This is a genomic window from Nocardia sp. NPDC058658, from assembly GCF_042716665.1.
Classification (GTDB): Bacteria; Actinomycetota; Actinomycetes; order Mycobacteriales; family Mycobacteriaceae; genus Nocardia.
The window spans coordinates 235,646-256,307 of sequence record NZ_JBHXRR010000004.1 but is presented as its reverse complement, the minus strand read 5'-3'; the positions used below and the strand labels follow the sequence as shown (position 1 = coordinate 256,307).

19 protein-coding genes are annotated in these 20,662 nt (G+C 66.9%); 13 read left to right on the top strand and 6 right to left on the bottom strand.

Features of this window, described 5'->3' with window-relative positions; translation table 11 throughout:
- Positions 1-94 precede the first annotated feature (94 nt).
- Positions 95-793, top strand: a complete 699-nt coding sequence (gene thiE, locus ACFWUP_RS10155; protein WP_379232735.1) for a thiamine phosphate synthase — start codon at positions 95-97, stop codon at positions 791-793.
- Between the two features lie 6 nt (positions 794-799).
- On the opposite strand, the gene ACFWUP_RS10150 is transcribed toward thiE, so the two are convergent.
- On the bottom strand, positions 800-1,174 hold the full coding sequence (locus ACFWUP_RS10150) for a hypothetical protein (protein ID WP_379232733.1): 375 nt from the start codon (positions 1,172-1,174) through the stop codon (positions 800-802).
- Between the two features lie 9 nt (positions 1,175-1,183).
- Positions 1,184-1,807, bottom strand: a complete 624-nt coding sequence (locus tag ACFWUP_RS10145) for an NUDIX domain-containing protein (RefSeq protein WP_379232731.1) — start codon at positions 1,805-1,807, stop codon at positions 1,184-1,186.
- Between the two features lie 127 nt (positions 1,808-1,934).
- Here ACFWUP_RS10145 and ACFWUP_RS10140 point away from each other — a divergent pair, with 127 nt between their 5' ends.
- From ACFWUP_RS10140 to ACFWUP_RS10130, 3 genes are read left to right on the top strand one after another with little or no spacing between them, the layout of a single operon-like run.
- A complete protein-coding gene (locus tag ACFWUP_RS10140; RefSeq protein ID WP_379232729.1) occupies positions 1,935-3,416 on the top strand; it encodes a hypothetical protein in 1,482 nt (493 codons plus the stop codon).
- Entirely contained in the window at positions 3,413-4,369 is a 957-nt protein-coding gene (locus tag ACFWUP_RS10135; RefSeq protein WP_379232728.1) for a glutamate ABC transporter substrate-binding protein, read from the top strand. The genes ACFWUP_RS10140 and ACFWUP_RS10135 overlap by 4 nt, the downstream gene beginning before the upstream one ends.
- Before the next feature lie 5 nt (positions 4,370-4,374).
- Positions 4,375-7,008, top strand: coding sequence for a tetratricopeptide repeat protein (locus ACFWUP_RS10130; protein WP_379232726.1), 2,634 nt, complete (start codon positions 4,375-4,377; stop codon positions 7,006-7,008).
- Between the two features lie 27 nt (positions 7,009-7,035).
- Here the strand turns inward: ACFWUP_RS10130 and ACFWUP_RS10125 are convergent, their stop codons facing one another.
- Both ACFWUP_RS10125 and pta read right to left on the bottom strand, forming a co-directional pair.
- Positions 7,036-8,232 (bottom strand): acetate kinase, encoded by a 1,197-nt coding sequence (locus tag ACFWUP_RS10125; protein ID WP_379232724.1) that lies wholly within the window; start codon positions 8,230-8,232, stop codon positions 7,036-7,038.
- Complete coding sequence (pta, locus tag ACFWUP_RS10120; protein WP_379232723.1) at positions 8,229-10,307, bottom strand: phosphate acetyltransferase; 2,079 nt, start codon at positions 10,305-10,307, stop codon at positions 8,229-8,231. The genes ACFWUP_RS10125 and pta overlap by 4 nt, the downstream gene beginning before the upstream one ends.
- A 74-nt stretch (positions 10,308-10,381) precedes the next feature.
- On the opposite strand from pta, the gene ACFWUP_RS10115 reads away from it, so the two are divergent.
- Positions 10,382-10,888: a nitroreductase family deazaflavin-dependent oxidoreductase gene (locus tag ACFWUP_RS10115; RefSeq protein ID WP_379232721.1), complete on the top strand. Its 507-nt coding sequence runs from the start codon at positions 10,382-10,384 to the stop codon at positions 10,886-10,888.
- A gap of 43 nt (positions 10,889-10,931) precedes the next feature.
- On the opposite strand, the gene ACFWUP_RS10110 is transcribed toward ACFWUP_RS10115, so the two are convergent.
- On the bottom strand, positions 10,932-11,363 hold the full coding sequence (locus ACFWUP_RS10110) for a hypothetical protein (RefSeq protein WP_379232719.1): 432 nt from the start codon (positions 11,361-11,363) through the stop codon (positions 10,932-10,934).
- Between the two features lie 183 nt (positions 11,364-11,546).
- On the opposite strand from ACFWUP_RS10110, the gene ACFWUP_RS10105 reads away from it, so the two are divergent.
- From ACFWUP_RS10105 to ACFWUP_RS10070, 8 genes are all read left to right on the top strand, one after another.
- Complete coding sequence (locus ACFWUP_RS10105; protein WP_379232717.1) at positions 11,547-12,794, top strand: helix-turn-helix domain-containing protein; 1,248 nt, start codon at positions 11,547-11,549, stop codon at positions 12,792-12,794.
- Between the two features lie 367 nt (positions 12,795-13,161).
- Positions 13,162-13,752 carry a toll/interleukin-1 receptor domain-containing protein gene (locus tag ACFWUP_RS10100; protein WP_379232715.1) on the top strand — a complete coding sequence of 197 codons (591 nt, stop codon included), beginning with the start codon at positions 13,162-13,164 and terminating at the stop codon, positions 13,750-13,752.
- A gap of 1 nt (position 13,753) precedes the next feature.
- Entirely contained in the window at positions 13,754-14,086 is a 333-nt protein-coding gene (locus tag ACFWUP_RS10095) for a hypothetical protein (RefSeq protein WP_379232713.1), read from the top strand.
- A gap of 47 nt (positions 14,087-14,133) precedes the next feature.
- Positions 14,134-14,418, top strand: a complete 285-nt coding sequence (locus tag ACFWUP_RS10090) for a LuxR C-terminal-related transcriptional regulator (RefSeq protein ID WP_379232711.1) — start codon at positions 14,134-14,136, stop codon at positions 14,416-14,418.
- 101 nt (positions 14,419-14,519) lie between these two features.
- Positions 14,520-15,191 carry a hypothetical protein gene (locus tag ACFWUP_RS10085; RefSeq protein WP_379232709.1) on the top strand — a complete coding sequence of 224 codons (672 nt, stop codon included), beginning with the start codon at positions 14,520-14,522 and terminating at the stop codon, positions 15,189-15,191.
- Positions 15,191-16,180 carry a protein phosphatase 2C domain-containing protein gene (locus ACFWUP_RS10080; protein ID WP_379232707.1) on the top strand — a complete coding sequence of 330 codons (990 nt, stop codon included), beginning with the start codon at positions 15,191-15,193 and terminating at the stop codon, positions 16,178-16,180. The genes ACFWUP_RS10085 and ACFWUP_RS10080 overlap by 1 nt, the downstream gene beginning before the upstream one ends.
- Before the next feature lie 12 nt (positions 16,181-16,192).
- Positions 16,193-18,223, top strand: a complete 2,031-nt coding sequence (locus tag ACFWUP_RS10075) for a hypothetical protein (RefSeq protein WP_379232706.1) — start codon at positions 16,193-16,195, stop codon at positions 18,221-18,223.
- A complete protein-coding gene (locus tag ACFWUP_RS10070; protein ID WP_379232704.1) occupies positions 18,220-19,452 on the top strand; it encodes a serine hydrolase domain-containing protein in 1,233 nt (410 codons plus the stop codon). The genes ACFWUP_RS10075 and ACFWUP_RS10070 overlap by 4 nt, the downstream gene beginning before the upstream one ends.
- On the opposite strand, the gene ACFWUP_RS10065 is transcribed toward ACFWUP_RS10070, so the two are convergent.
- Positions 19,419-20,651, bottom strand: coding sequence for an acyltransferase family protein (locus ACFWUP_RS10065; protein ID WP_379232702.1), 1,233 nt, complete (start codon positions 20,649-20,651; stop codon positions 19,419-19,421). The genes ACFWUP_RS10070 and ACFWUP_RS10065 overlap by 34 nt on opposite strands.
- Positions 20,652-20,662 lie beyond the last annotated feature (11 nt).

Below are 20,662 nucleotides of genomic sequence, written 5' to 3'. Positions count from 1 at the left end.
TCGTGCGGCTGGTGCCGCGGTTCTCGGCGCTGAACTACCACGGCTGACGCCTCGATACTCGCGTCTCCACGGTAGCGCGACTACCGTCGTCAGCGTGCAGCCCTCCCAGCCGAACCGTTCCGTCCCGCCCAGGGAGCGCCTGTCGAGTGCGCTGTTGTATCTGTGCACCGATGCGCGCCGGGAGAAGGGCGATCTGGCCCGCTTCGTCGACGCGGCACTCGCGGGCGGGGTCGACATCGTGCAACTACGGGACAAGGGGTCGCCGGGCGAGGCCGAATTCGGGCCGCTCGAGGCGAAGGCCGAACTGGGTGCGCTCGCCGAGATCAAAGCCGCGACCCGCCGCCACGGCGCCCTGCTCGCGGTGAACGACCGCGCCGATATCGCGTTGGCCGCCGGTGCCGATGTGCTGCACCTCGGGCAGGGTGACCTGCCGCCCGCGTACGCGCGCCGCGTCGTCGGCCCGGATGTGGTGATCGGCCGCTCCACCCACAACCGCAACCAGGCAGGCCTGGCCGCGATCGACGGCCACCTCGACTACTTCTGCACCGGCCCGATCTGGACCACCCCCACCAAACCCGGCCGCCAAGCCGCGGGCGTCGACTTCGTCCGCTCCACCGCCGACTCTCACCCGACCCTGCCGTGGTTCGCCATCGGCGGCGTCGACCTGCCGCGACTGCCGGAGGTTTTGGGCGCCGGCGCCCGCCGCGTCGTGGTGGTGCGAGCGATCACCGAGGCCGCTGACCCCGAGGCCGCAGCCCGCGAGCTCAAGCAGGCACTGCTCGCCGCGAACTGAGCGCCGTCACGTCGACGAGTCGACGGACTTCGTCGTGGTGACCTCGGCGCTGCCGAAATCGGGCGCGAAGCTGATCCAGACGCTCTCCGACGCCCAGAAGGCGGTGTTGTAGACGTACGTGGTGGGGATGTCGAAACGGATATACGCCGCGCGGCGCTCCGGGTAAATCGACGGTTCCCCCGCCTTACGCGAGTGCCCGAACGGAATCCAGTCCACCGGATGACGAGCCTTCAGAACCTCTTCGTAGGTCCTGACGTTGGTGGTGTGGTGGTCCTGCAGCTCCCAAGTCACCGGGATCACCGCACCGTCGACCAGCACTCGAAATCCCTTGTCGCCCAGCTCGAATGTCACCTGATGGCCATCGATGTCAAACCCACGCACGGCATGAATCTACCGCTGCAGGCGCGCGAGGACAGTGGGTCCGTCGACAGCGTCCAAGTCGATGTCACGACCGGGACCGCCGGGGTGGGCGTGCAGCCAGTAAAAGCTCAGGTCGGGCAGTTCGACTGTGCGGGGAAGTGCGTCCGCGAGGTGGTCGGAGGTGAGCACCCGCAACGGCACCGCGCGCAGTTCGACCCAGGCGGTCGCGAAGCCGGGGTGTAGCGGTAGGCCGGCGACCTCGTCTTCGGGGACCCAGGCCAGTTCGGTGCTTTCGCGGTTGGCGACCGTTGGTAGTGGTTTGTCGGCGTCGGCGATGACGGTGATGTAGGTCCAGCCGCTCGCGGCGGTCATGGTCAGGCGTTCGGCGCGCACGCGCAGGTCGGCGGCGGTGATGCCCGCTTCCTCCTCGGCCTCGCGGACGGCGGCGTGCTCGGGTGACTCGTGCGAATCCCGCGCCCCACCGGGCAACGCCCAGGTCCCGCCCTGATGGCTCCACGGCGCCCGGTGCTGCAACAGCACGGCCGACCCGCCGTCGGGTAACGGCGCACGCAGCAGCAGACCCGCCGCACCGAACTTGCCCCAGTGCTTGATCCCGTCGAGGCTCTTGTACCAGCCGTCTCCGTCGCCGCGCATCCCATACTCTTTCCCCGAGCAGCCGAACAGCAACCGCTGCGGGGGTGTGTGAGGGGCTGCGCTACCCGTAGGACAACAATAAACTCCGCACCAGCAGTGGTGCACGGACAGCGGCGGGAGGTGAACGATGGTCGAACCGGGGAATCGCAATGCCTCGACGGAGGTGGCGGCCGTTCGTGTGCGCCCGTCCGCGCAGGCCGGGGCGGGTACGGTGGCCCCCGAGACGGCTGCGGCCGCGCCGGTGACACCGCGCTGGGCGCCGCTTCGCCGACCGGCTACGCCGATCGACCGTCCACCCGCACCCGACGTCAGAGCGTTGCGCGCGCAGTTCCATCCGGCCCGGCTACGTGGGTTCGCGCAGTCTTCGCCTGGGCGCCTGGTCGCCGCCGGACTGGTCCTGATGGTGCTCTGCGTGACCGCGGGCGCGGTGACTTCTTCGACCGTGAGCGAGCGCCAGCAAGCTCTCGGCGTACTGCTCGACGACACCGAACCCGACGCGCACTCGGCCAACCACCTCTACACCTCGCTCTCGATCGCCGACGCGGCGGCGGGCACCGCGTTCATCGCGGGCGGCATCGAACCGAAGGCGGTGCGTGACCGCTATACCCAGGCCATCGGGGAAGCCGCCGCCGAGTTGGTGACCCAGGCCGGGCATATCTCCGACGAAGAGGCGGCGGACCCGTCGGGCGCCGATCGTCGCCTGCGCACCGGCATCGCGACCGGTCTGCCCGTCTACTCCGGGCTGATCGAGACCGCGCGGGTGAACAACCGCAACGGATATCCCGTCGGCGCCGCGTATCTGAGCGAGGCCTCGCATCAGATGCAGACGACCCTGCTGCCGATGGCCGAGGAACTCGAGGATCACCGCTTCGACGCGGTCACCGCGGCGCAGTACCGGCACGTGCAACCGCCGTGGACGGCGATCGTGCTGCTGGTGGTGGCGTTGGGCGCGCTGGTCTGGGTGCAGGTGGAGCTGGCTCGGCGTTCACGCCGGTTCTTCAATATGGGTTTGCTGCTCGGCACCGGTGCGCTGACGCTGACGCTGCTGTGGACGGTGGCCGCCGGTTCGGTCTCGGCGGTGGCGATGATTCGCTGCCGCGACGACGGCGCGGTGCCGTCGGCGCGGTTGGCCGAGAGCCGAATCCTGGTGCAGCAGGCCAGATCCGCCGAAATGGTGAAGCTGGTTCGCCGCGACGCGACCGGCGACTACGACCGCACTTTCGACACGAACACCGCCCGGCTCGACGAACTCCTCGCCGGATATCCGAGCAACGCGCCCGCTCGCGACGAAGTGGCGCACGCGCAGGCCGCGCTGACCCGCTGGAAGTCCGCGCACGAGCGGATGAACAGCGTCCTCGAGCGTGGCGATTTCATGGGCGCGGCCGCGGTGGCGACGGGTCCGAGCGCCGCGGACTCGGCCGCTCAGGTCGACGCGCTCGACCGGGCGCTGGACAAGGCGGGCGCCGCTACGCGAGCGACCTTGCGCGACAAGGTTTCCCAAGCGATCGATGTGCTGTCGTTCCTGGCGCCCGGCGCGTTCGTGCTCGGGATCGCGGCGGCGGCGTGTGTGGCGCTCGGGTTGTGGCCGCGGCTGCGGGAGTACCGGTGAGGCGCGGGCGCGCCCTCGCGGCGCTGATGCTGGTCGGGGTGCTCGCGGGCTGTTCCGACAGCACACCGGCGCCCGACGAGCGCGGCGTCTATTCCGAACCGCCGTTGCCCGCCAAGGCAATTCCGATCGGCACCGATACTCCCGTGCCCGCCACGGGGGGCGAACAGTGTGGCGATCCGACCGCGAGTCTGCGACCCAGTACCGCCCCCGGCCCGACGATCGATGCGATTCGCGCGCGCGGCAGGCTGGTGGTCGGTCTCGACGCGGGCAGCAATCTGTTCAGCTTCCGTGACCCGCTGTCCGGGCGCATCGTCGGCTTCGACGCCGACATCGCCCGCGAGATCGCCCGCGACCTGCTCGGCAATCCCGATCTGATCGAATATCGCAGTCTCGCTTCGGAAGAGCGCGAGCGCGCGCTGCAGGATCACACCGTCGACCTGATCGCGAAGACGATGACCATCACCTGCGAGCGACGTCAGCGGGTGGCGTTCTCGACGGTGTACCTGCGGGCCGATCAGCGGGTGCTGGCGGTGAAGGATTCCGGCATCAACGGGCTCGCCGATCTGGCGGGCAAGCGGGTGTGCGTGGTGCGCGGCACCACCTCGCTCGATCACATCCGCCGCGACCAACCGGCCGCCACCATCCTGACGGTGCCGACCTGGGCCGATTGCCTGGTGGTGCTGCAACAACGCCAGGTCGACGCGGTGAGCACCGACGACTCGATCCTCGCAGGCCTCGCCGCCCAGGACCCCTACACCGAGGTGGTGGGGGGCAGCATCAGTGCCGAGCCGTACGGCATCGGCATCCCCAAGGGCGACGACGACCTGGTGCGTTTCGTGAACTCCACCCTGGACCGCATCCGCAACGACGGCACCTGGACCCGCATCCACCGCCGCTGGCTCGCGACCCTCGGCGAGACGCCGAGTCCACCCGCCCCGAAGTACCAGGACTGACGGCCATGAGCACCACCCCCACCAATAATGAATCAGGGCAACATGATTCGGTGCCCATCGCCGCACCGTCGGACGACACCGAACGGCGCGAGCCCACCCAGCTGACCCAGCGTCATCGGTCCGGCACGCTGCCCGGTGGGTGGACGCTGCCCGAAGACGACGAAACGCGCCCGCTGCCGAAACTCACCGCCGAGGCGGCTGCGGAATTCGCTCGCAAGCAGGAGAGCAGCCGCGACCACACCCCGGCGACCGATGCCACGTCGCGCACCGAGGAAGCCGAGGTCCAGCGCTCGGGCGAGGTTCCGTCAGACCTTTCGGCGGACGATCTGCTCGCCACACAGCGAGCGAGTCGTCCTGCGCCCGAGGCGTACGCACCGACCGAAGCGGCGCAACGGGTTCCGGTGAACGAACCGCATGCGGCTACCGAGGCTGCGGTGCGCGGGGCGCGGGTGAGTTCCGAACCGTGGCCTTCCGCGCCGGAGACCGGGGTGAGTACCTCGCGGTCGGGGCGCAGTGTGCGGACGGCGCGGTCGCGTCCTACCCGCAGGCTGGGGGCGGGGCTGGTGCCGATTCCGACCGTGACGCCGGCTGATCCGCGGGATGCGGTATTGGCCGATCCGATGGTGTCGGAGGGGCGGCGGTTCTGTTGGCGCTGTAGCAATCCGGTCGGGCGTTCGACGCCCGCGCGGGCCGCGTCGACCGCTGGTGAATGCGAAACCTGTGGGGCCGCTTACGATTTCCGGCCGTCGTTGCACGAGGGCGATATGGTCGCCGGGCAATACGAGATCCAGGGTTGTATCGCGCACGGCGGGCTCGGGTGGATCTACCTGGCCATCGACCGCAATGTGAGTGATCGGTGGGTGGTGCTCAAGGGGTTGCTGCACGCCGGTGATGCCGAGGCGCAGGCCGTGGCGGTGGCCGAGCGGCAGTTCCTGGCCGAGGTGGCGCATCCGAGCATCGTCAAGATCCACAACTTCGTCGAGCACACCGCCGGTGACGGGTCCATCGGCTACATCGTGATGGAGTACGTGGGCGGGCATTCGCTGCGTGACATCCTCGACGCCAAGCCGCGTGGCGAGCAGATGCCGCTGGCCGAGGCGATCGCGTATGTGCTGGAAATCCTTCCCGCACTGGAATATCTGCATTCGATCGGCCTCACCTACAACGACCTCAAGCCCGACAATGTGATGGTCACCGAGGACCAGGTGAAGCTGATCGACCTCGGCGCGGTCGCCACCATCGACGCATACGGAAACCTCTACGGCACCAAGGGGTTCCAGGCACCCGAGATTGCCCGCACCGGGCCGACGCCGGCCTCCGACGTCTACACCGTCGGCCGCACCCTCGCCGCACTCACGCTGGCACTGCCCAGCGAACACGGCCGCTACCTCGACGGCATCCCCGACCCGGCCGACGAACCGCTGCTGGCGCGCTACGAGTTCTTCCACCGCTTCCTGCTCACCGCCACCGATCCTGATCCGGCACAGCGTTTTCCGTCGGCGCGCGCGATGATGGCGCAGCTGGCCGGGGTGCTGCGCGAGATCCTCGCCTACGACACCGGCACCGAACATCCCCAGCTGTCCACAGTGTTCAGCCCACAGCGCACCAGCTTCGGGACCGAGGAACTGATCAGCCAGACCGATGCCTACCTCGACGGCATCGGTCGCTCTCCCCTGCTCGACTCCCGCGATGTGGTTGCGGCCCTGCCCATCCCATTGATCGACCCGGCCGATCCGTCGGCGCCGCTGCTGGCCGCGACCACCAACCCGGAGCCGGAGCGCGTGCTCGAGGCCCTGCACGATGCCCGCGAACGGGCCGAAGCCGACCCCGACAACGCGCCCGAAACCCTCGCGGGCGAACTGCTTTTCGCCGAGGCGCGGGCCCGGCTGGAACTGGGCGAATCGGCGGCGGTTCTGCATATGTTGGACCGGGTTCCCAGCGATTCCGATTGGCGCACTGACTGGTTCAGAGGCCAGGCCTACCTGTTGGAACTCGACTACGAAGCCGCCTTCGCCGCGTTCGAGGAGGTGCTGCGGGTCCTGCCGGGTGAGATCGCCCCCAAGCTGGCGCTCGCCGCGACCGCGGAACTCATTCTGCAGCACTGGGATTCCGCCGCACCGGAACAGTGGCGCAGCTTCGCCGAACGCTATTACGACACCGTCTGGCGCACCGACCGCGCCGTCGTGAGCGCGGCATTCGGCCTGGCCCGGCAGTTGGCGGTGGCAGGGCGCGTCGGCGAAGCCGTCCACGCGCTCGACGACGTACCCGCCGCCTCACGCCACTTCACCACCGCCCAGACCACGGCAATCCTGTTGCTGCTCACCAGTTCCCCTGTCGCCGACCTCGACGAACAGGTTCTGCGGCTGGCCGCCTCGCGCGCCCAGTCCATCGCCCCGGGCGAGCACCGCACCACCCTCATGCGCACCCTGGTCCAGGGCACCGCGTTGGCGTGGTTGCAGGCGGGGAACACCCCGAAACGCAAGGACGCCAAGCTGTTCGGCCGCACCTTCACCGAGCGCGAACTACGCGACGGTACCGAATCCGGCCTGCGTGCTCTCGCCCGCAACGCGCCGGACCGGGACCACCGCTACGCCCTCGTCGACCTGGCCAACTCCCTACGCCCGAAGTCCTGGTTCTGAATTTTTGGCGGCTGGCGCCGCTGGGCCTCAGCTGCCGACCAGCTCGTGTGCCGCGCGCGCGATGGCCAGTTCCTCGTTGGTGGGGACCACCAGCACCGTCACCGGGGCGAAATCCGGGGAGATGGGGCGGATGCCGGGGGTTCGGGTCTCGTTGCGGGCCGGGTCGATCTCGATGCCGAGGTTCTGCAGCCCCGCCAGCGCGTCGGCGCGCACGGCCGGGCTGTTCTCCCCCACGCCCGCGGTGAACACGATGGTGTCGACGGTGCCGAGTTCCACCAGGTAGGCGCCGAGGTAGCGGCGCAGGCGGTGGATGTAGACGTCGTAGGCGAGCTTGGCCTGGGTGTCGCCGCCGTCGATGAGCTTCTGCAGTTCACGGAAGTCGTTGACCCCGCACATGCCCTTGATCCCGGAGCTGCGGTTGAGCAGTTGCTCGACCTGGCTCACGTCCAGCTCGGCCGCCCGCATGAGATACGGCATGACACCGGGGTCGAGATCGCCGGGCCTTGTCCCCATCACGAGACCTTCCAGCGGGGTCATGCCCATGGTGGTGTCGATCGCGGTGCCTGCCTGGATCGACGACGCGGATGCACCGTTGCCCAGGTGGAAGACGATCTGGTTCAGCTCCTCGGTGGGCTTGCCCAGGTATTCCGCGGCCTTCTCCGACACGTACTGGTGCGAGGTGCCGTGGAAGCCATACTTTCGAATGCCGTGGGCTGCAGCGAGTTTCGCGTCGATCGCGTAGGTCCTGGCGGCGTCGGGCATGGTGTGGAAGAACGCCGTGTCGAAGACCGCGACCTCGGGAATGCCGGGCAGCAGTTCGCGGGTCGACTCGATGCCGACCACATTGGCGGGGTTGTGCAGCGGCGCGAGCACCGACAGTTCGTCGATCGCGGCCACGACCTCGTCGGTGATCAGGGTCGGTTCCCAGAACACCTCGCCGCCGTGCACCACCCGGTGCCCGACCGCGCCGATCCCGATCGTGGTGAGGTCGAGGCCGGTCTCGCGGAACATCTCGAACGCGCGCGCCAGGCCTGCCTTGTGATCGGGGATCGCGCCGTCGTACTCGAGCTTGGCGGGTCCCGCCTCGTGCACGATCCGCCCGCCGTGCGCCTCACCGATCTTCTCGACCAGCCCGGAGGCCAGCACCTGCCCCGAGACGGCGTGCAGCAGTTGATATTTGATCGACGAAGAGCCGCTGTTCAGCACCAGGACGAGGTCACTCACTTGACATCTCCCTGCGCCTGGATGGCGGTGATCGCCACCGTGTTGACGATGTCGGCGACCAGCGCGCCACGCGAAAGGTCGTTCACCGGCTTACGCAGACCCTGCAGCACCGGACCGATCGCGACCGCGCCCGCACTGCGCTGCACCGCCTTGTAGGTGTTGTTGCCGGTATTGAGGTCGGGGAAGACGAAAACCGTTGCCTTACCGGCTACTTCGGAATCGGGCAGCTTGGCGCTGGCGACGGCGGGCTCGATCGCCGCGTCGTATTGGATCGGCCCCTCCACCGGCAGTTCCGGCGCCCGTTCCCGCACGAGTTCGGTGGCCGCGCGCACCTTGTCGACATCGGCGCCGGTACCGGACGCGCCCGTCGAGTACGACAGCATCGCCACCCTCGGTTCGATCCCGAACCGGGCCGCCGTGCCCGCCGAGGACACCGCGATATCGGCCAGCTGCTCCGAGCTCGGATCGGGCACCACCGCGCAATCGCCATAGGCGAGAACACGATCCGCCAGACACATCAGGAACACACTCGACACCGTCGAGACACCGGGCACCGTCTTGATGATCTCGAACGAGGGCCGGATCGTGTGCGCGGTGGTGTGCGCGGCGCCGGAGACCATGCCGTCGGCGATCCCCTTGTAGACCATCATGGTGCCGAAATACGAGATGTCGGCCATGGTTTCGCGTGCGCGCTCGAGCGTCATGCCCTTGTGCTTGCGCAATTCGGTGTACTCGGCGGCGAATTCGTCGAGGTAGCCGGAGGTGCGTGGGTCGAGGATCTGGGCATCGGTGATGTCGACGCCGAGCTCGGAGGCACGCGCACGCAGGGCGGGCTCGTCGCCGAGGATCGTGAGGTCGGCGATCTTGCGCTGCAGCACCCGACCGGCGGCGCGCAGAATGCGGTCGTCGTCGCCCTCGGGGAGCACGATGCGTTTGCGGTCGGAGCGGGCGCGTTCGATCAGCCGGTATTCGAACATCTGCGGCGTCACGACCGTCGAGGACGGAACTTGGATGCGGCGCAGCAGTTCCGGTGCGTCGACCCGCTGTTCCATCAGCGCGAGCGCGGTGTCCACCTTGCCGGGGCTGCCCGCCCACATCCGGCCGCGGGTGCCGTGCACGGCGCTGGCGGTGTCGTAGGTGCCGAGCTCGGTGGCCAGGATCGGCAGCCGGGGGTGCAGGCCCTCCATCAGCCGTGCGATCGCCGGATGCGGGCGGAGGCCACCGTTCATGATGACGCCCGCCAGCGACGGAAATCCTTCTGCCTCATGGGCATTCACCAGACTCAGCAGCACGTCGGAACGGTCGCCCGGCGCGATCACCACCACACCGTCGGACAGACGCTCCAGAATGTGTTCGGCGGTCATGCCGCCGACCATGATGCGCAACGCCTCACGCTGCAGCAATTCCGGGTCGCCACTGTAGATTTCGCCGTCGATCGACTCGCACAACTCCGCCATGGTCGGCGCCATCAGCAGCGGTACCTCGGGCAGCGTCCAGGACGGCACGTCGAAACCGGCCAGGGCGGCGGCGATTTCGTCGAGTTCGTCGGGGGCGCAGCGGTTGGCCACGATCGCGACCAGGTGGGCGTGTTCGGTGGCCAGCTCGGAGGCACATAACTCGACGAGCTGTTTGACCTCGGCGGGCGTGCGGTCGGCGCCGCGCACCACCAGCAGGACCGGCGCGCCCAGGTTCACCGCGATGCGGGCGTTGAAGCGCAGCTCGCTCGGGCTGGCGACGTCGGTGTAGTCGCTGCCGACGATCACCACCGCGTCGCACGCCTTGGCGACGTCGTGGAACCGCATCACGATGTCGCTGATCGCGGCGGTGGGGTCGCGGTGCACGTCCTCGTAGGTGACGCCGACGGCCTGCTCGTAGCTGATGTCGGCGGTGCTGTGCTCGAGCAGCAGTTCGAGGATGTAGTCGGGCTCGTCTGCGGAGCGGGTGATCGGGCGGAACACGCCGACGCGGGCGGTGGTGGCGCACAGCATGCCGAGCACCCCCAATGCCACCGTGGATTTTCCGGTGTCACCCTCGGGTGAGGCGATGTACACGGTGGACGGCGCATGTTCGACCATGTCAGCGAGCTTAGTTAATCGTCGGCGATTCGGGGGGTCGGTGTGGTCCGATCGGTGCCGTTATAGTCCGGTTCATGACATCGCAGTTCCCGGATCGGCAGTGGGGGTCGCGCACCAATGCCCTGTCTCGCGCAGCAAACCGTTTCGCCGCGACCAAGCCGGGTTCCTGGCTGATCCGCACGCTCACCCCGCTCGACCGGGCCGTCCTCGAACGCACCGACGCCAAGTACACCGTCCTCGGCCCCATCGGCGCGCCGGTGGTCCTGCTCACCACCACCGGCCGCAAATCCGGCGTCGCGCGCACCCAGCCGCTGCTCTACGTCCACGACGGCGACACGCTCTACGTGGTGGGGTCCAACTTCGGCCAGGCCAACCACCCCGCCTGGACCGCCAACCTCCTCGCCGACCCTTCGGCCACCGTCGCCATCGCGGGCGAGCGCATCCCGGTGATCGCCACCCCGGTCCCCGAAGCGGACAAAGACGCGGTCTTCGCCCGCTTCGTCGACATCACCGGCGCCTACGCCGCCTACCGCGACCGCACCACCCGCGACCTGCGCATGTTCGCCTTGCGCAGGGCATAACTCGGGCGGACACGGCGCGCCCCACGCAGTTGGTTCCCGCTGGTCAACTCGTCATGACGACGAACGCCCAGTAGCCCAGGATCACCGCGGTGAGTACGGCGGGAATGGCTGCCACGCTCGGCGCAAGCGCAGCGCGAAGGAGGTCGCGAACAGGATGGGCGGAGTCGGTAATCATGTCGAACGGCTGCGGCCCTGAGGTCGACGGAAGCTGCAACTGCGCTGCCACAGCGGCGAAGAGGCGGCGATAGCGGCGTTCCAGGCCCAGATAGTACCCATCCAGACCCCAGAAGATCCAAGTCGGTGCCAGCGCCAGCAGTATCACTGCTGATCGCTGCTGGGACTGCGCGCCCAGCAGTGCGAAAATCACCGAGACGAGGGTCACCGACCATCCACGCACGGTGAAAGACTGCTGACTCAGTCGTGTGATGATCGATTGCAACATCTCGAGATGCTTGACTCGGTATTCGGTATTCATCGGTGTCGATCTCTTTCTCACACAGGGGCATTCAGCCAAGCGCGGGACACCGGCCGACGATATGTTTCGCTGCCGCCGCCCGTATTCGGCGGTAGACTCGCGGAAACCGAAGGGTTGCTGTTGGCGTCCTCGGCAGGTCACGCAGGAGATTCTGCGGGCGCAGACAGTGGTCCAGGGAAGATCATGACACGAGCTGAGTTCGGCAGCGAGCTGCGCCGACGCCGAATCCGGCAGGGGCTGAGCCTCGGTGAGTTCGCCGCGCTCGTGCACTACAGCCGCAGCCATCTGAGCAAAGTGGAGAACGGGCACAAGTCGCCGTCCGCGCAACTGGCGCGCAAGTGCGATGCGGTCCTGTCCGCCGAGGGCGAGTTGCATGCGCTGGCCACGACGATCACTCAGTCGGAGCGCGAAAACATTCCCGCCGCAACCGATTACACACACCCACAGTGGAATCTGCGGCTGTACTCCGATGGGTCGGGGGCGTTCGAGATCGGCGAAGCGGGCGCGCCGACCGTGACCGAGCTGCCGCGACCTGCCGGTCGGTCCGCCGACACGCTGCCCGGTTTGGCCGCGATGTTCGAGGAGACGAAACGACTCGGTCGCACCAGTAGCCCCTCCCTTGTACTGCCCGTGGCGATCGCCCAAGCACACGTCGCGGTTTCCTCGGCCGGGCAAAGCGCGGGCCGGGATCGGCGGCGGCTGCTCCGCCACGCCGCCCGCACCGCCGAGTTCACCGGGTGGATGGCCCAGGAATGCGGCGACGACCGGGGGGCGCTGTGGTGGACCGACCGCGCGGTGACACTGGCCTCGGCGGCCGAGGACGACCACATGGCGAGCTACGCGCTCATCCGCAGAGCGGTAGTGAGTCTCTACCGTGGCGACTCCTCCGCGACGACCGGGCCCACCGAGCAGGTCCTGGCCGACGATGCCATCCATCCCCGCATTCGCTGGCTGGCCGCACTGGGCGCGGCGCAGGGATACGCGATCGGGATGGACCACGCCGGTGCGATGCGCGCACTGGACACCGCCGCGAGCCTGTACGAGCAGGTGCAGCGGTCTGAAGGCGAGGCCCACCTCGGTCCGTCGGCCCTGCACGGCAGACCCCTGCTCATCGAGGCGTGGTGCCAATACGATCTGGGCAACCTCCCCGCCGCCGCCGCGCTCTTCGAGCGGGCGATGTCGCGGCCGCTGCCCTCGGACCGCGACAACGCCCGATTCGGCACCCGCCGCGCACTCGTACACGCCGCACTGGGGGAGCCGGATCGGGCGAGCGAGCTCATCGGACCATTGCTCGATGTGGTGTGCTCGGTCGATTCCGCGACAATCCGCACCGATCTGCGCGACTTCGCACGCACAATTACTCGCTTCCGTGGCCACCCCGGCTCCCATGACATCCAGCCTGCCCTGATGGCAGCGTTGACGAAGCGCTGATCGGCGAGTTGTCCGTTGCCACCCGATCGGGCAACGGACAACAGCTACCACGCGCGCGCCCGCTGTCCGATGCTGGAAGCGCGGGAGCGTTATCGCGTTCAACCGCATTAATACGGACCGGTAAGGATGGTATGGAAATCCTCGGCGCCGAGCAAAATACTGGCTACGGGTGCAGAATGGAGTCGACACAGGCGGCGGGCAGATAGTCCGGAATGGCCCGCAGATGAGCGCAGTTCCGGAAGTGGAGCAGGCCGGGAGAACACAGCGAACTGGTAGCCTGTTCAGTTCTGACGCCGAGCCGGGTCTCGGCCCCGCACGCAATTCTTGCCGTGCGTAACGATTTCTCGTCAAGGAGTTTGCTCGTCAGATGAAAGTATTCCTGAACTACCGCACGATCGACAGCGTATACGCGGTCGGTCAGATCTCGGCCCAACTGGCTCGCCGTTTCGGTCGCGTGCATGTATTTCGCGACCAGGATTCACTACCGCTCGGGGCGATATATTCCAGGCGTATCCGAGCGGCGCTCGCCGAGAGCGACGTCGTGGTGGCGGTGATCGGTCGCCATTGGCTCGATGCCCGTGACAAACGAGGGGTACGGTGCATCGACAACGAACGCGACTGGGTGCGTATGGAGTTACGTACCGCGTTCGAGCAAGGCATTCCGGTCGTTCCGGTCCTGCTGGACGACACCCTGCTCCCGGTTTCGGACAGTCTCCCGGACGATATTCGGGCACTCACCCTGTCGCAGGGTTGGCGAATTCGTCACCAATCGCTCGAGAACGATATCAACGGCCTCATCCGACGGTTGACGCCGAGCGATGAGACCCCGACTCCGGATCCACCGCAGGCCACGCAGCAACCGGCGACACAACAAAATTCCGCGACCAACCGCGGCATCGTCGTCGCCAATCAGAATGGAACCCAGAATGTCACTCTGAATAATCCAGACAGGAGATGACATGCGATTGTTCCCGTGGTCGAACAGGAATATCACTGGGCAGAATCAGGTGAACATCGCAAAGCGCGGTGGCACGGTGGTTTCTAATCAGAACGGCTATCAAACCGTCAATATCGTGCAACAAAACGCGGTGCGGCGAGCCCGCCTCTGGTATGTACTGGCGGCTCTGCTCCTGATCGACATCGTGTTCATCTGGTACGCCCAGGCCGCCTATACCGCAGTACCCAACGATGATGGTGACTTCCTCCGTTCGACAACGAGCATATTATTGCTCGCCGCGACATTTATCCTGGCGCGAAGATGCGTCCGCGACCTACTCGCTCGCTGGAAATAGACGTGAACATCGGCGAAGAATGCGCAAACTGGTGAAGGAATTGGTTTATGAGCATCGCGTTCGATGACGAGGACGACACACGAACCACCGGCCACGCGGCGCCGGGGCGGCCGACGCTGAGCGGTCGCGAGATCGAGGTATTACTAGCCTGGCTGGCGTCGGATTCGAAGGTAGAAGTCGGACAGCGCCTGTATATCTCGCCAGGCACGGTCAACACGCATCTGTCCCGGATCAGGGACAAGTACGCCGCAGCGGGAAGACCGGCGCCGACCAAGGCGGCGCTCGTTGTTCGTGCGTTGCAAGACGCGCTGATCGGTATCGACGACCTGTAGCTCCAGCGCGCTGTCCGCCGAACAACCGACAGTGGAATCGATTGCCGGACAGTAATATTCGACATATTTGAACAGCATCGCGATAGCGGAGTGTGAGCTGAATGAACGAACCGAAGGCAACCGTACTTCCGGTCTATTTCGTCGCCGACGAATCGTATTCGATGGCAAAAGATGTGGGCGATCTGAACACCGGCTTGGTCACGCTGTTCGACACCCTGCAGGGTGAATCGATGGCCGCGGCGAAGGTCAGATTCTGCGTCATCGGATTCTCCGACGACGCGGTCTGCTATCTGGAGCCGAGCGACCTGAGATACGTGGACGGGGTGCCGGAGCTGCGCGCCCGTGGTTCGACGTCGTTCGCCGCGGCCTTCACCGAATTGAGTAGGCGGATCCCGCGCGATATCAAGGCACTGAAGTCGGACGGATATCTGGTGAACCGTCCCGCGGTCTTCTTCCTGACCGACGGCGCACCGAATCCTGGTGACGGGTGGGAGGCCGCGCACGCACAGCTGCTGAGTTTCCCAGCGCGGCCGAATGTTCTAGCCTTCGGTATCGGGCAGGCCGACGCGGACGTCATCCGACGGGTCGCGACCAACTCGCAGTACGCGTTCATCGCGGCGGCCGGTACCGATACCGGTGTCGCGATCTCGAAATTCGTCACCGCGCTCACCCAGTCGGTGATCAATTCCGGCACCGCGCTGGCGACCGGGCAGGCTTCGCTGCAGGTCGAGAAACCCGACGACTTCGTCTCGCTCGCGGTGGACACCGTCTGATGCGCTGGTCGAGCAAGAGGGACAAGCCCGCCGAAAACGAAGCCGAGCAGGCCGTGTCGGCGGCAACCGTTTCCGGCACCGGCGACGAGCCGGAGAAGACGACCACCGACCGGATCTACGGCGAACCGATCGTCGTCGGGACGCCGACTCCGGTGTTCGAACCCAAAGCCGTGCACAAGGAGTTCGGTAAGGCGCCCTACCGGGCCGACACCGTGATCGACGGCTGGTCCGGCGGTGCGTTCACGATTCGGGCAGCGTCGGTGCGCGGATACCTGCACCGCTACCGCGGCGCTCCGCGCCAAGACGATTTCGCCATCACCGTCGACCAGGAACGCGATCGATTGACAGTCGCTGTGGCCGACGGGGTTTCGGGGGCCAAGTACTCACATATCGGTGCCTCCGCCGTCGTGCGCTACGCCACTCAGTGGCTCGACGATCCGCCGGAGCCGCTCGACGACGGTGGTTGGTACACCCTGTTCAAGAGCGCCGCGTGGACACTGATCGAGCAGGCCGCCACCGTGCTGTCGCTGCCACAGGCCGATGCCGAGCAAGCGGAGCGAATGCTGGCCACGACGTTGACCTGTGTGGTGTGCGAGCCGCACCCCGATGGTGGTTTGTCGGCGGTCGTCGCCGGGGTCGGCGATTCTGGGGTCTGGCTGCTGGCCGACGGGAAATTCGTCCCGGTGCTCGGCGGCAAGCAGGCATCGGCCTCGGGACTGTCGTCCTCGGCCGTCGTCGGCCTGCCCCGCGTACCCAACGAGGTGACGCCGCTAACGATCATCATCGAACCCGGACAGGTGCTGTTGGTCGGCACCGACGGCTTCGGTGATCCGCTCGGCGGTGGCGAGGGTGGCGTCGGGGGTCTGTTCGCGTCGATGCTCGGTGACCGGGTGCCCTCGCAGCTCGAGTTCGCGCACGCGTTGGACTTCTCCCGAGAGACTTTCGACGATGACCGGACCCTGGTGGCCATCTGGCCGCGGGCCAGCTGACGGGGCCGCGCGGTGGCACAGGCACGGTTGAAACGTGGCAAGCTGGGAGCGACGACGAAGTTGGCATCCGGCGGGCAGGGCGTGGTCTACCCCGCCCCTCGCGCGCAGATGCCGCACGCGCGTGCACTGGTGTTCAAGGAATACAAACCCGCGGTGTTGCCCAGTGTGCGGGTCGGAGTGCTCGAGGACATGCCCGCTTACCTCGAATCATTGCCGGGCGTCGAGGGCATGGAACTACTGAATCGGGCCGCCTGGCCGTGTCGGCTGGTCGAGGAGGACAACTCGACCACGGTGGTCGGATTCGTGATGCCGGCGATTCCGGACGACTTCTTCATCGACATGACCATGACGTCGTCGGTGCAGCGCAAGACCGCAGAATTCCAGCACCTGCTCAACGATGACATCTACCTGGCCAAACGTGGCATCCCGCTGTCGGACCGCCACCGTTACGAGCTGCTCTCCGACACCGCGGCGGCATTGGCCGTGCTGCATCGGCACGACATCGCGGTCGGTGACATGTCGCCGAAGAATCTGTTGTTTTCGCTGCGGCCGCGACGGCAGGTCTACTTCATCGACTGCGATGCCATGCGATTGCGATCCCACTCGGTGACTGACCAGGTGGAGACACCGGATTGGGAGATCAAGACCGCCTATCCCGGCGAGGAATTGGCCACGGCGCAGTCCGATGCCTACAAGTTCGGCCTGCTGGCGCTGCGTCTACTGCTCGGTGAGCAGAGCACTCGGGACCCGAGCAGGCTGACGTCGAGCGTGCCGGCGCCGGTCCGCCAGCTCGTCCACTCCGCGTTGTCCAGCCCTGCCGGTCAGCGACCCCGCCCGCAGGATTGGATCCAGGCCCTCGACGCCGCGGCAGCGGGTGCGGGCACCCGTGCACCCACGCCACCGCGCCCTGCCGTCCTCCAGCGAGGACCGGGGCCGACGTCACCTCGGTCCCGGGGATTTCCGTCGGCACGCCGCTCGTGGTGGCAGCGAGTTCCGCTGCGGGTCAGGGTGATCGGTGCCGTCATCGCTGTGGTCGTCATCGCCGGATTGGTGACCAGCACGACGTCCGACGACGGTGAACCGGATCGCGGCGCCCGGACAAACGCCCGCTCGGCCCCGACCACGGTGACCACGACCATCCCGGTGGGCGCGCAGCCTTGGGGTGTGGCCGCCGACGCGCCGACCGACAGCGTATTCGCGACCAACAGTCTGGCCGACTCGGTATCGGTGTACGACACCAGGACAGCGACCACCACCTCGATCACCTCGCCGGATTTCGCGAAACCCACAGCGATAGCGATAGATTCAGCATCGGGACTCGCCTATGTCACCAACGCGGGTAATGGTTCGGTCTCGGTGATCGGGACACGCGACCGCACCGTCGTCGGCCGGATCACCGTCGGGGCCGGGCCTTACGGAATCGCTGTCGACCAGGCCGGACGTACCGCCTATGTCACGAATTTCGAGGCAGGCACCGTGTCTGTCGTCGATCTTCGCTCCCGCGGGGTGGTCGCGACGATCCCGGTCGGGAGCCATCCCTATGGTGTCGCCATCGATCCGGCGACGAGCAGTGTGTTCGTGGCGATAGCGGGGTCGCCGGAGTCGGCCGACCGTCGGGTGGCAGTGGTCGATATGACCGCCCTGTCGGTGGTGACCTCGATCAGCGTCGGCAATCAGCCGTGGGGCGTGGCCGTCGACACCGATACCGACACCGCGTACGTGACCAACCACGCTGACGGCACGGTGTCGGTGATCGATACACGCTCGCGCGCGGTCACCGACACCGTGCGCGTCGGTGTGGGCCCGGTCGGGGTCGCGGTGGACCGTGCGAGCGGGACGGCGTATGTCACCAATCACGGACTCGACAATGCCCGAACCGGCGATTCGGTCTCGCTCATCGACACCCGTACCGGCGCAGTGACGAAGGTCGTGCGCGTCGGCTCGCGGCCGCACGGGATCGCCGCGGGACCTGCCGCAGGCGAGATCTATGTATCGAATTTCAACAGCGCGACCTTGTCCGTCATCGGAAGTCGGGGCATATGACGTTCTCTCACAACGCGATCCGATCGTGCACACGGTTGGGCGTGATCGCCGTCGCGTGCGCTGCCCTCGTCTCCGGAGGTGGCTACCAGACGCCCGACCGTCCCGAGAGCGACCGCGGTACGGCGGCATCCACGGCCCTCGGCCGCCTCGCCGAACCGCTGGTGCGGCACACGCTCGACACGATGCTCGTCCCCGGTGCCGTGGTATATGTCCGAACGCCCGCCGCCAGTTGGCAACAGGCGTTCGGCACCCGCGTACTCGGACAAGACGACCCGGTCCGGGTGGACGATCTCTTCCGCGTCGGCTCGACCACCAAGACCATGGTGGGAACCGTTGCGCTGCAACTGGTCCGGGAAGGCAAGCTGGGCCTACACGATCCGGTATCGCGCTATCGCGGCGACGTACCGAACGGTGACGACATCACGATCGCCGAACTGCTGAACATGCGCAGCGGCCTGTTCAGCTACAACGAGAACCCGTCGTTCGCCGCTGCCATGGACGATGATCCCGACCGGGTATGGGATCCGGACGCACTGCTGCGGATCGGTTTCGCTTCGTCACCGTATTTCGCACCCGGAACGGACTTCCGGTATTCGAACACGAACACCGTTCTGCTGGCCGCTGTCCTCGAACATGTCACCGGGCAAGACATCCGAACGCTGCTGACGCAGAGGATCTTCCTCCCACTCGGCCTGTCGAAGACGTCCTACCCCGCGCCCGGTGACGCCGCGCTGCCCCCGCCGTCACCGCGGGGCTACCTCTACGGCACCAATACCGCGGCACTTACGTCGGTGGTGTTGCCGGACAGCCAGATCGCCATGGCCCGCACCGGCGCGCTGCTTCCCACCGATGTGACAAATCTGGACCCGTCCTGGATCGGTGCGGCGGGTAGCACGATCTCGACCGCACAAGATCTCGCGACCTACGTGCGCGCCCTCGTCGGCGGTGACGAACTGATCGGCCAGGTATTGCAGCGGGAACGTCTCGCCAGTGCGGCCCCGCTGGACCGGCTCGACCCCGCAGGCATCCGCTACGGCCTCGGCCTGGAGTCGTTCGGCCCGATGATCGGCCACGACGGCGCCATTCCCGGCTTCCAGACATTCATGGGATACGACCCCGTCACCGACATCACGATCATCGTGCTGTGTACCCTGCGGGACGGCCCCGCCGGCGGGCGCCCGGCGAACGAGATCGCCTACGGCTTGGTCAGGATGCTGATCCCGGAATGAATCGGTGGCCTCGTGGTCAGGTCGTCAGGCTTCGCGCGCCGCGCGTAACGACGCATGATCGGCTGGTCGACGCCGTGGTAGATGGCGGCCGCGGCGAGTATCGAGACGGCGAGGCTGACGACCGTCCACAGTGCCCAGCCGCCGAGCGAGTACTGCCGCCCACCGATGAACAGCCGGGTGAGGATGACCATCACTGGAAACTGGATCATGTAGAACGCGAAGGAGATATCGCCGAGCCAGATCAGCGGCCGGGTGTTGTTCAGGCCGGTAATGCCCGCCAGATCGCGGGCGGCCAGGGTAGCCACCACGGCGGCCATCGGGGCAACCAGCAACGCCGACATCTTGAAGTCGACCGGGACGAACCAGGTCACGGCATAGCACAGCGCCAGGGCGGCCAGCGGGCTTCGCAGCCGGGTGTTGCGCCACACACCCTCGGCGACCATGCGGGCCGCGAGGACGCCCACGTAGAACTCGGGTAGTCGGGACAGCGGAAAGTGGTAAGTGAGCCAATACGACGTCGGGATCGGGATGTCGGACTGGGCGAACCACCGTGGCGAGACGTGGATTTCGAACTCGGGCGAGACCGCGCCGGGAAGCAGCCGGACCGCGAAAGCGTTGGCGGTGTCCTTGATACCTGGCACCCAGAGATGGAAACCAGTGTGCAGCAACACAATCGAAATGGTCAATCCGACCGTGGTCAAGTACAGACGGTTGGCCGGGATCCGGGCGACGAGCGGGATCACGAGCGGAAAGCTCAGGTAGAAGAGCAGTTCCGCACACAACGACCACGACGGTACGTTGAGCCCACCGAGGGTGGTCCACTTCGGCACCCACGTGTGCACGAGCAACAGATTCGGCAACCACACCACCGGGCGAGACAGTGGGGCAGCAACCACGACGATCAGCACGAACGCGGCGACCAGATGGGTGGGATAGATCTTGAGCAGTCGGCGCCGGTAATACCCGCGCACCGACATTCCCCGCTGGAACGACCAGCAGATCACGAATCCCGACAGGACGAAGAAGAAGGTCACCCCGGCGGCGCCTTGCTGCATCGGGACGAGGTAGTGGATAGCGCGGAACAGCTCGGACTTCTGAAACGGATAGACCGGCAGAAACACGAGCGCGTGCAGAACAAACACCGTCGCCGCCGCCCACCAGCGCGCACCGGTCAGCGCGGGCAGCTTCGAGCCGGGCACCGCGCCGTTTG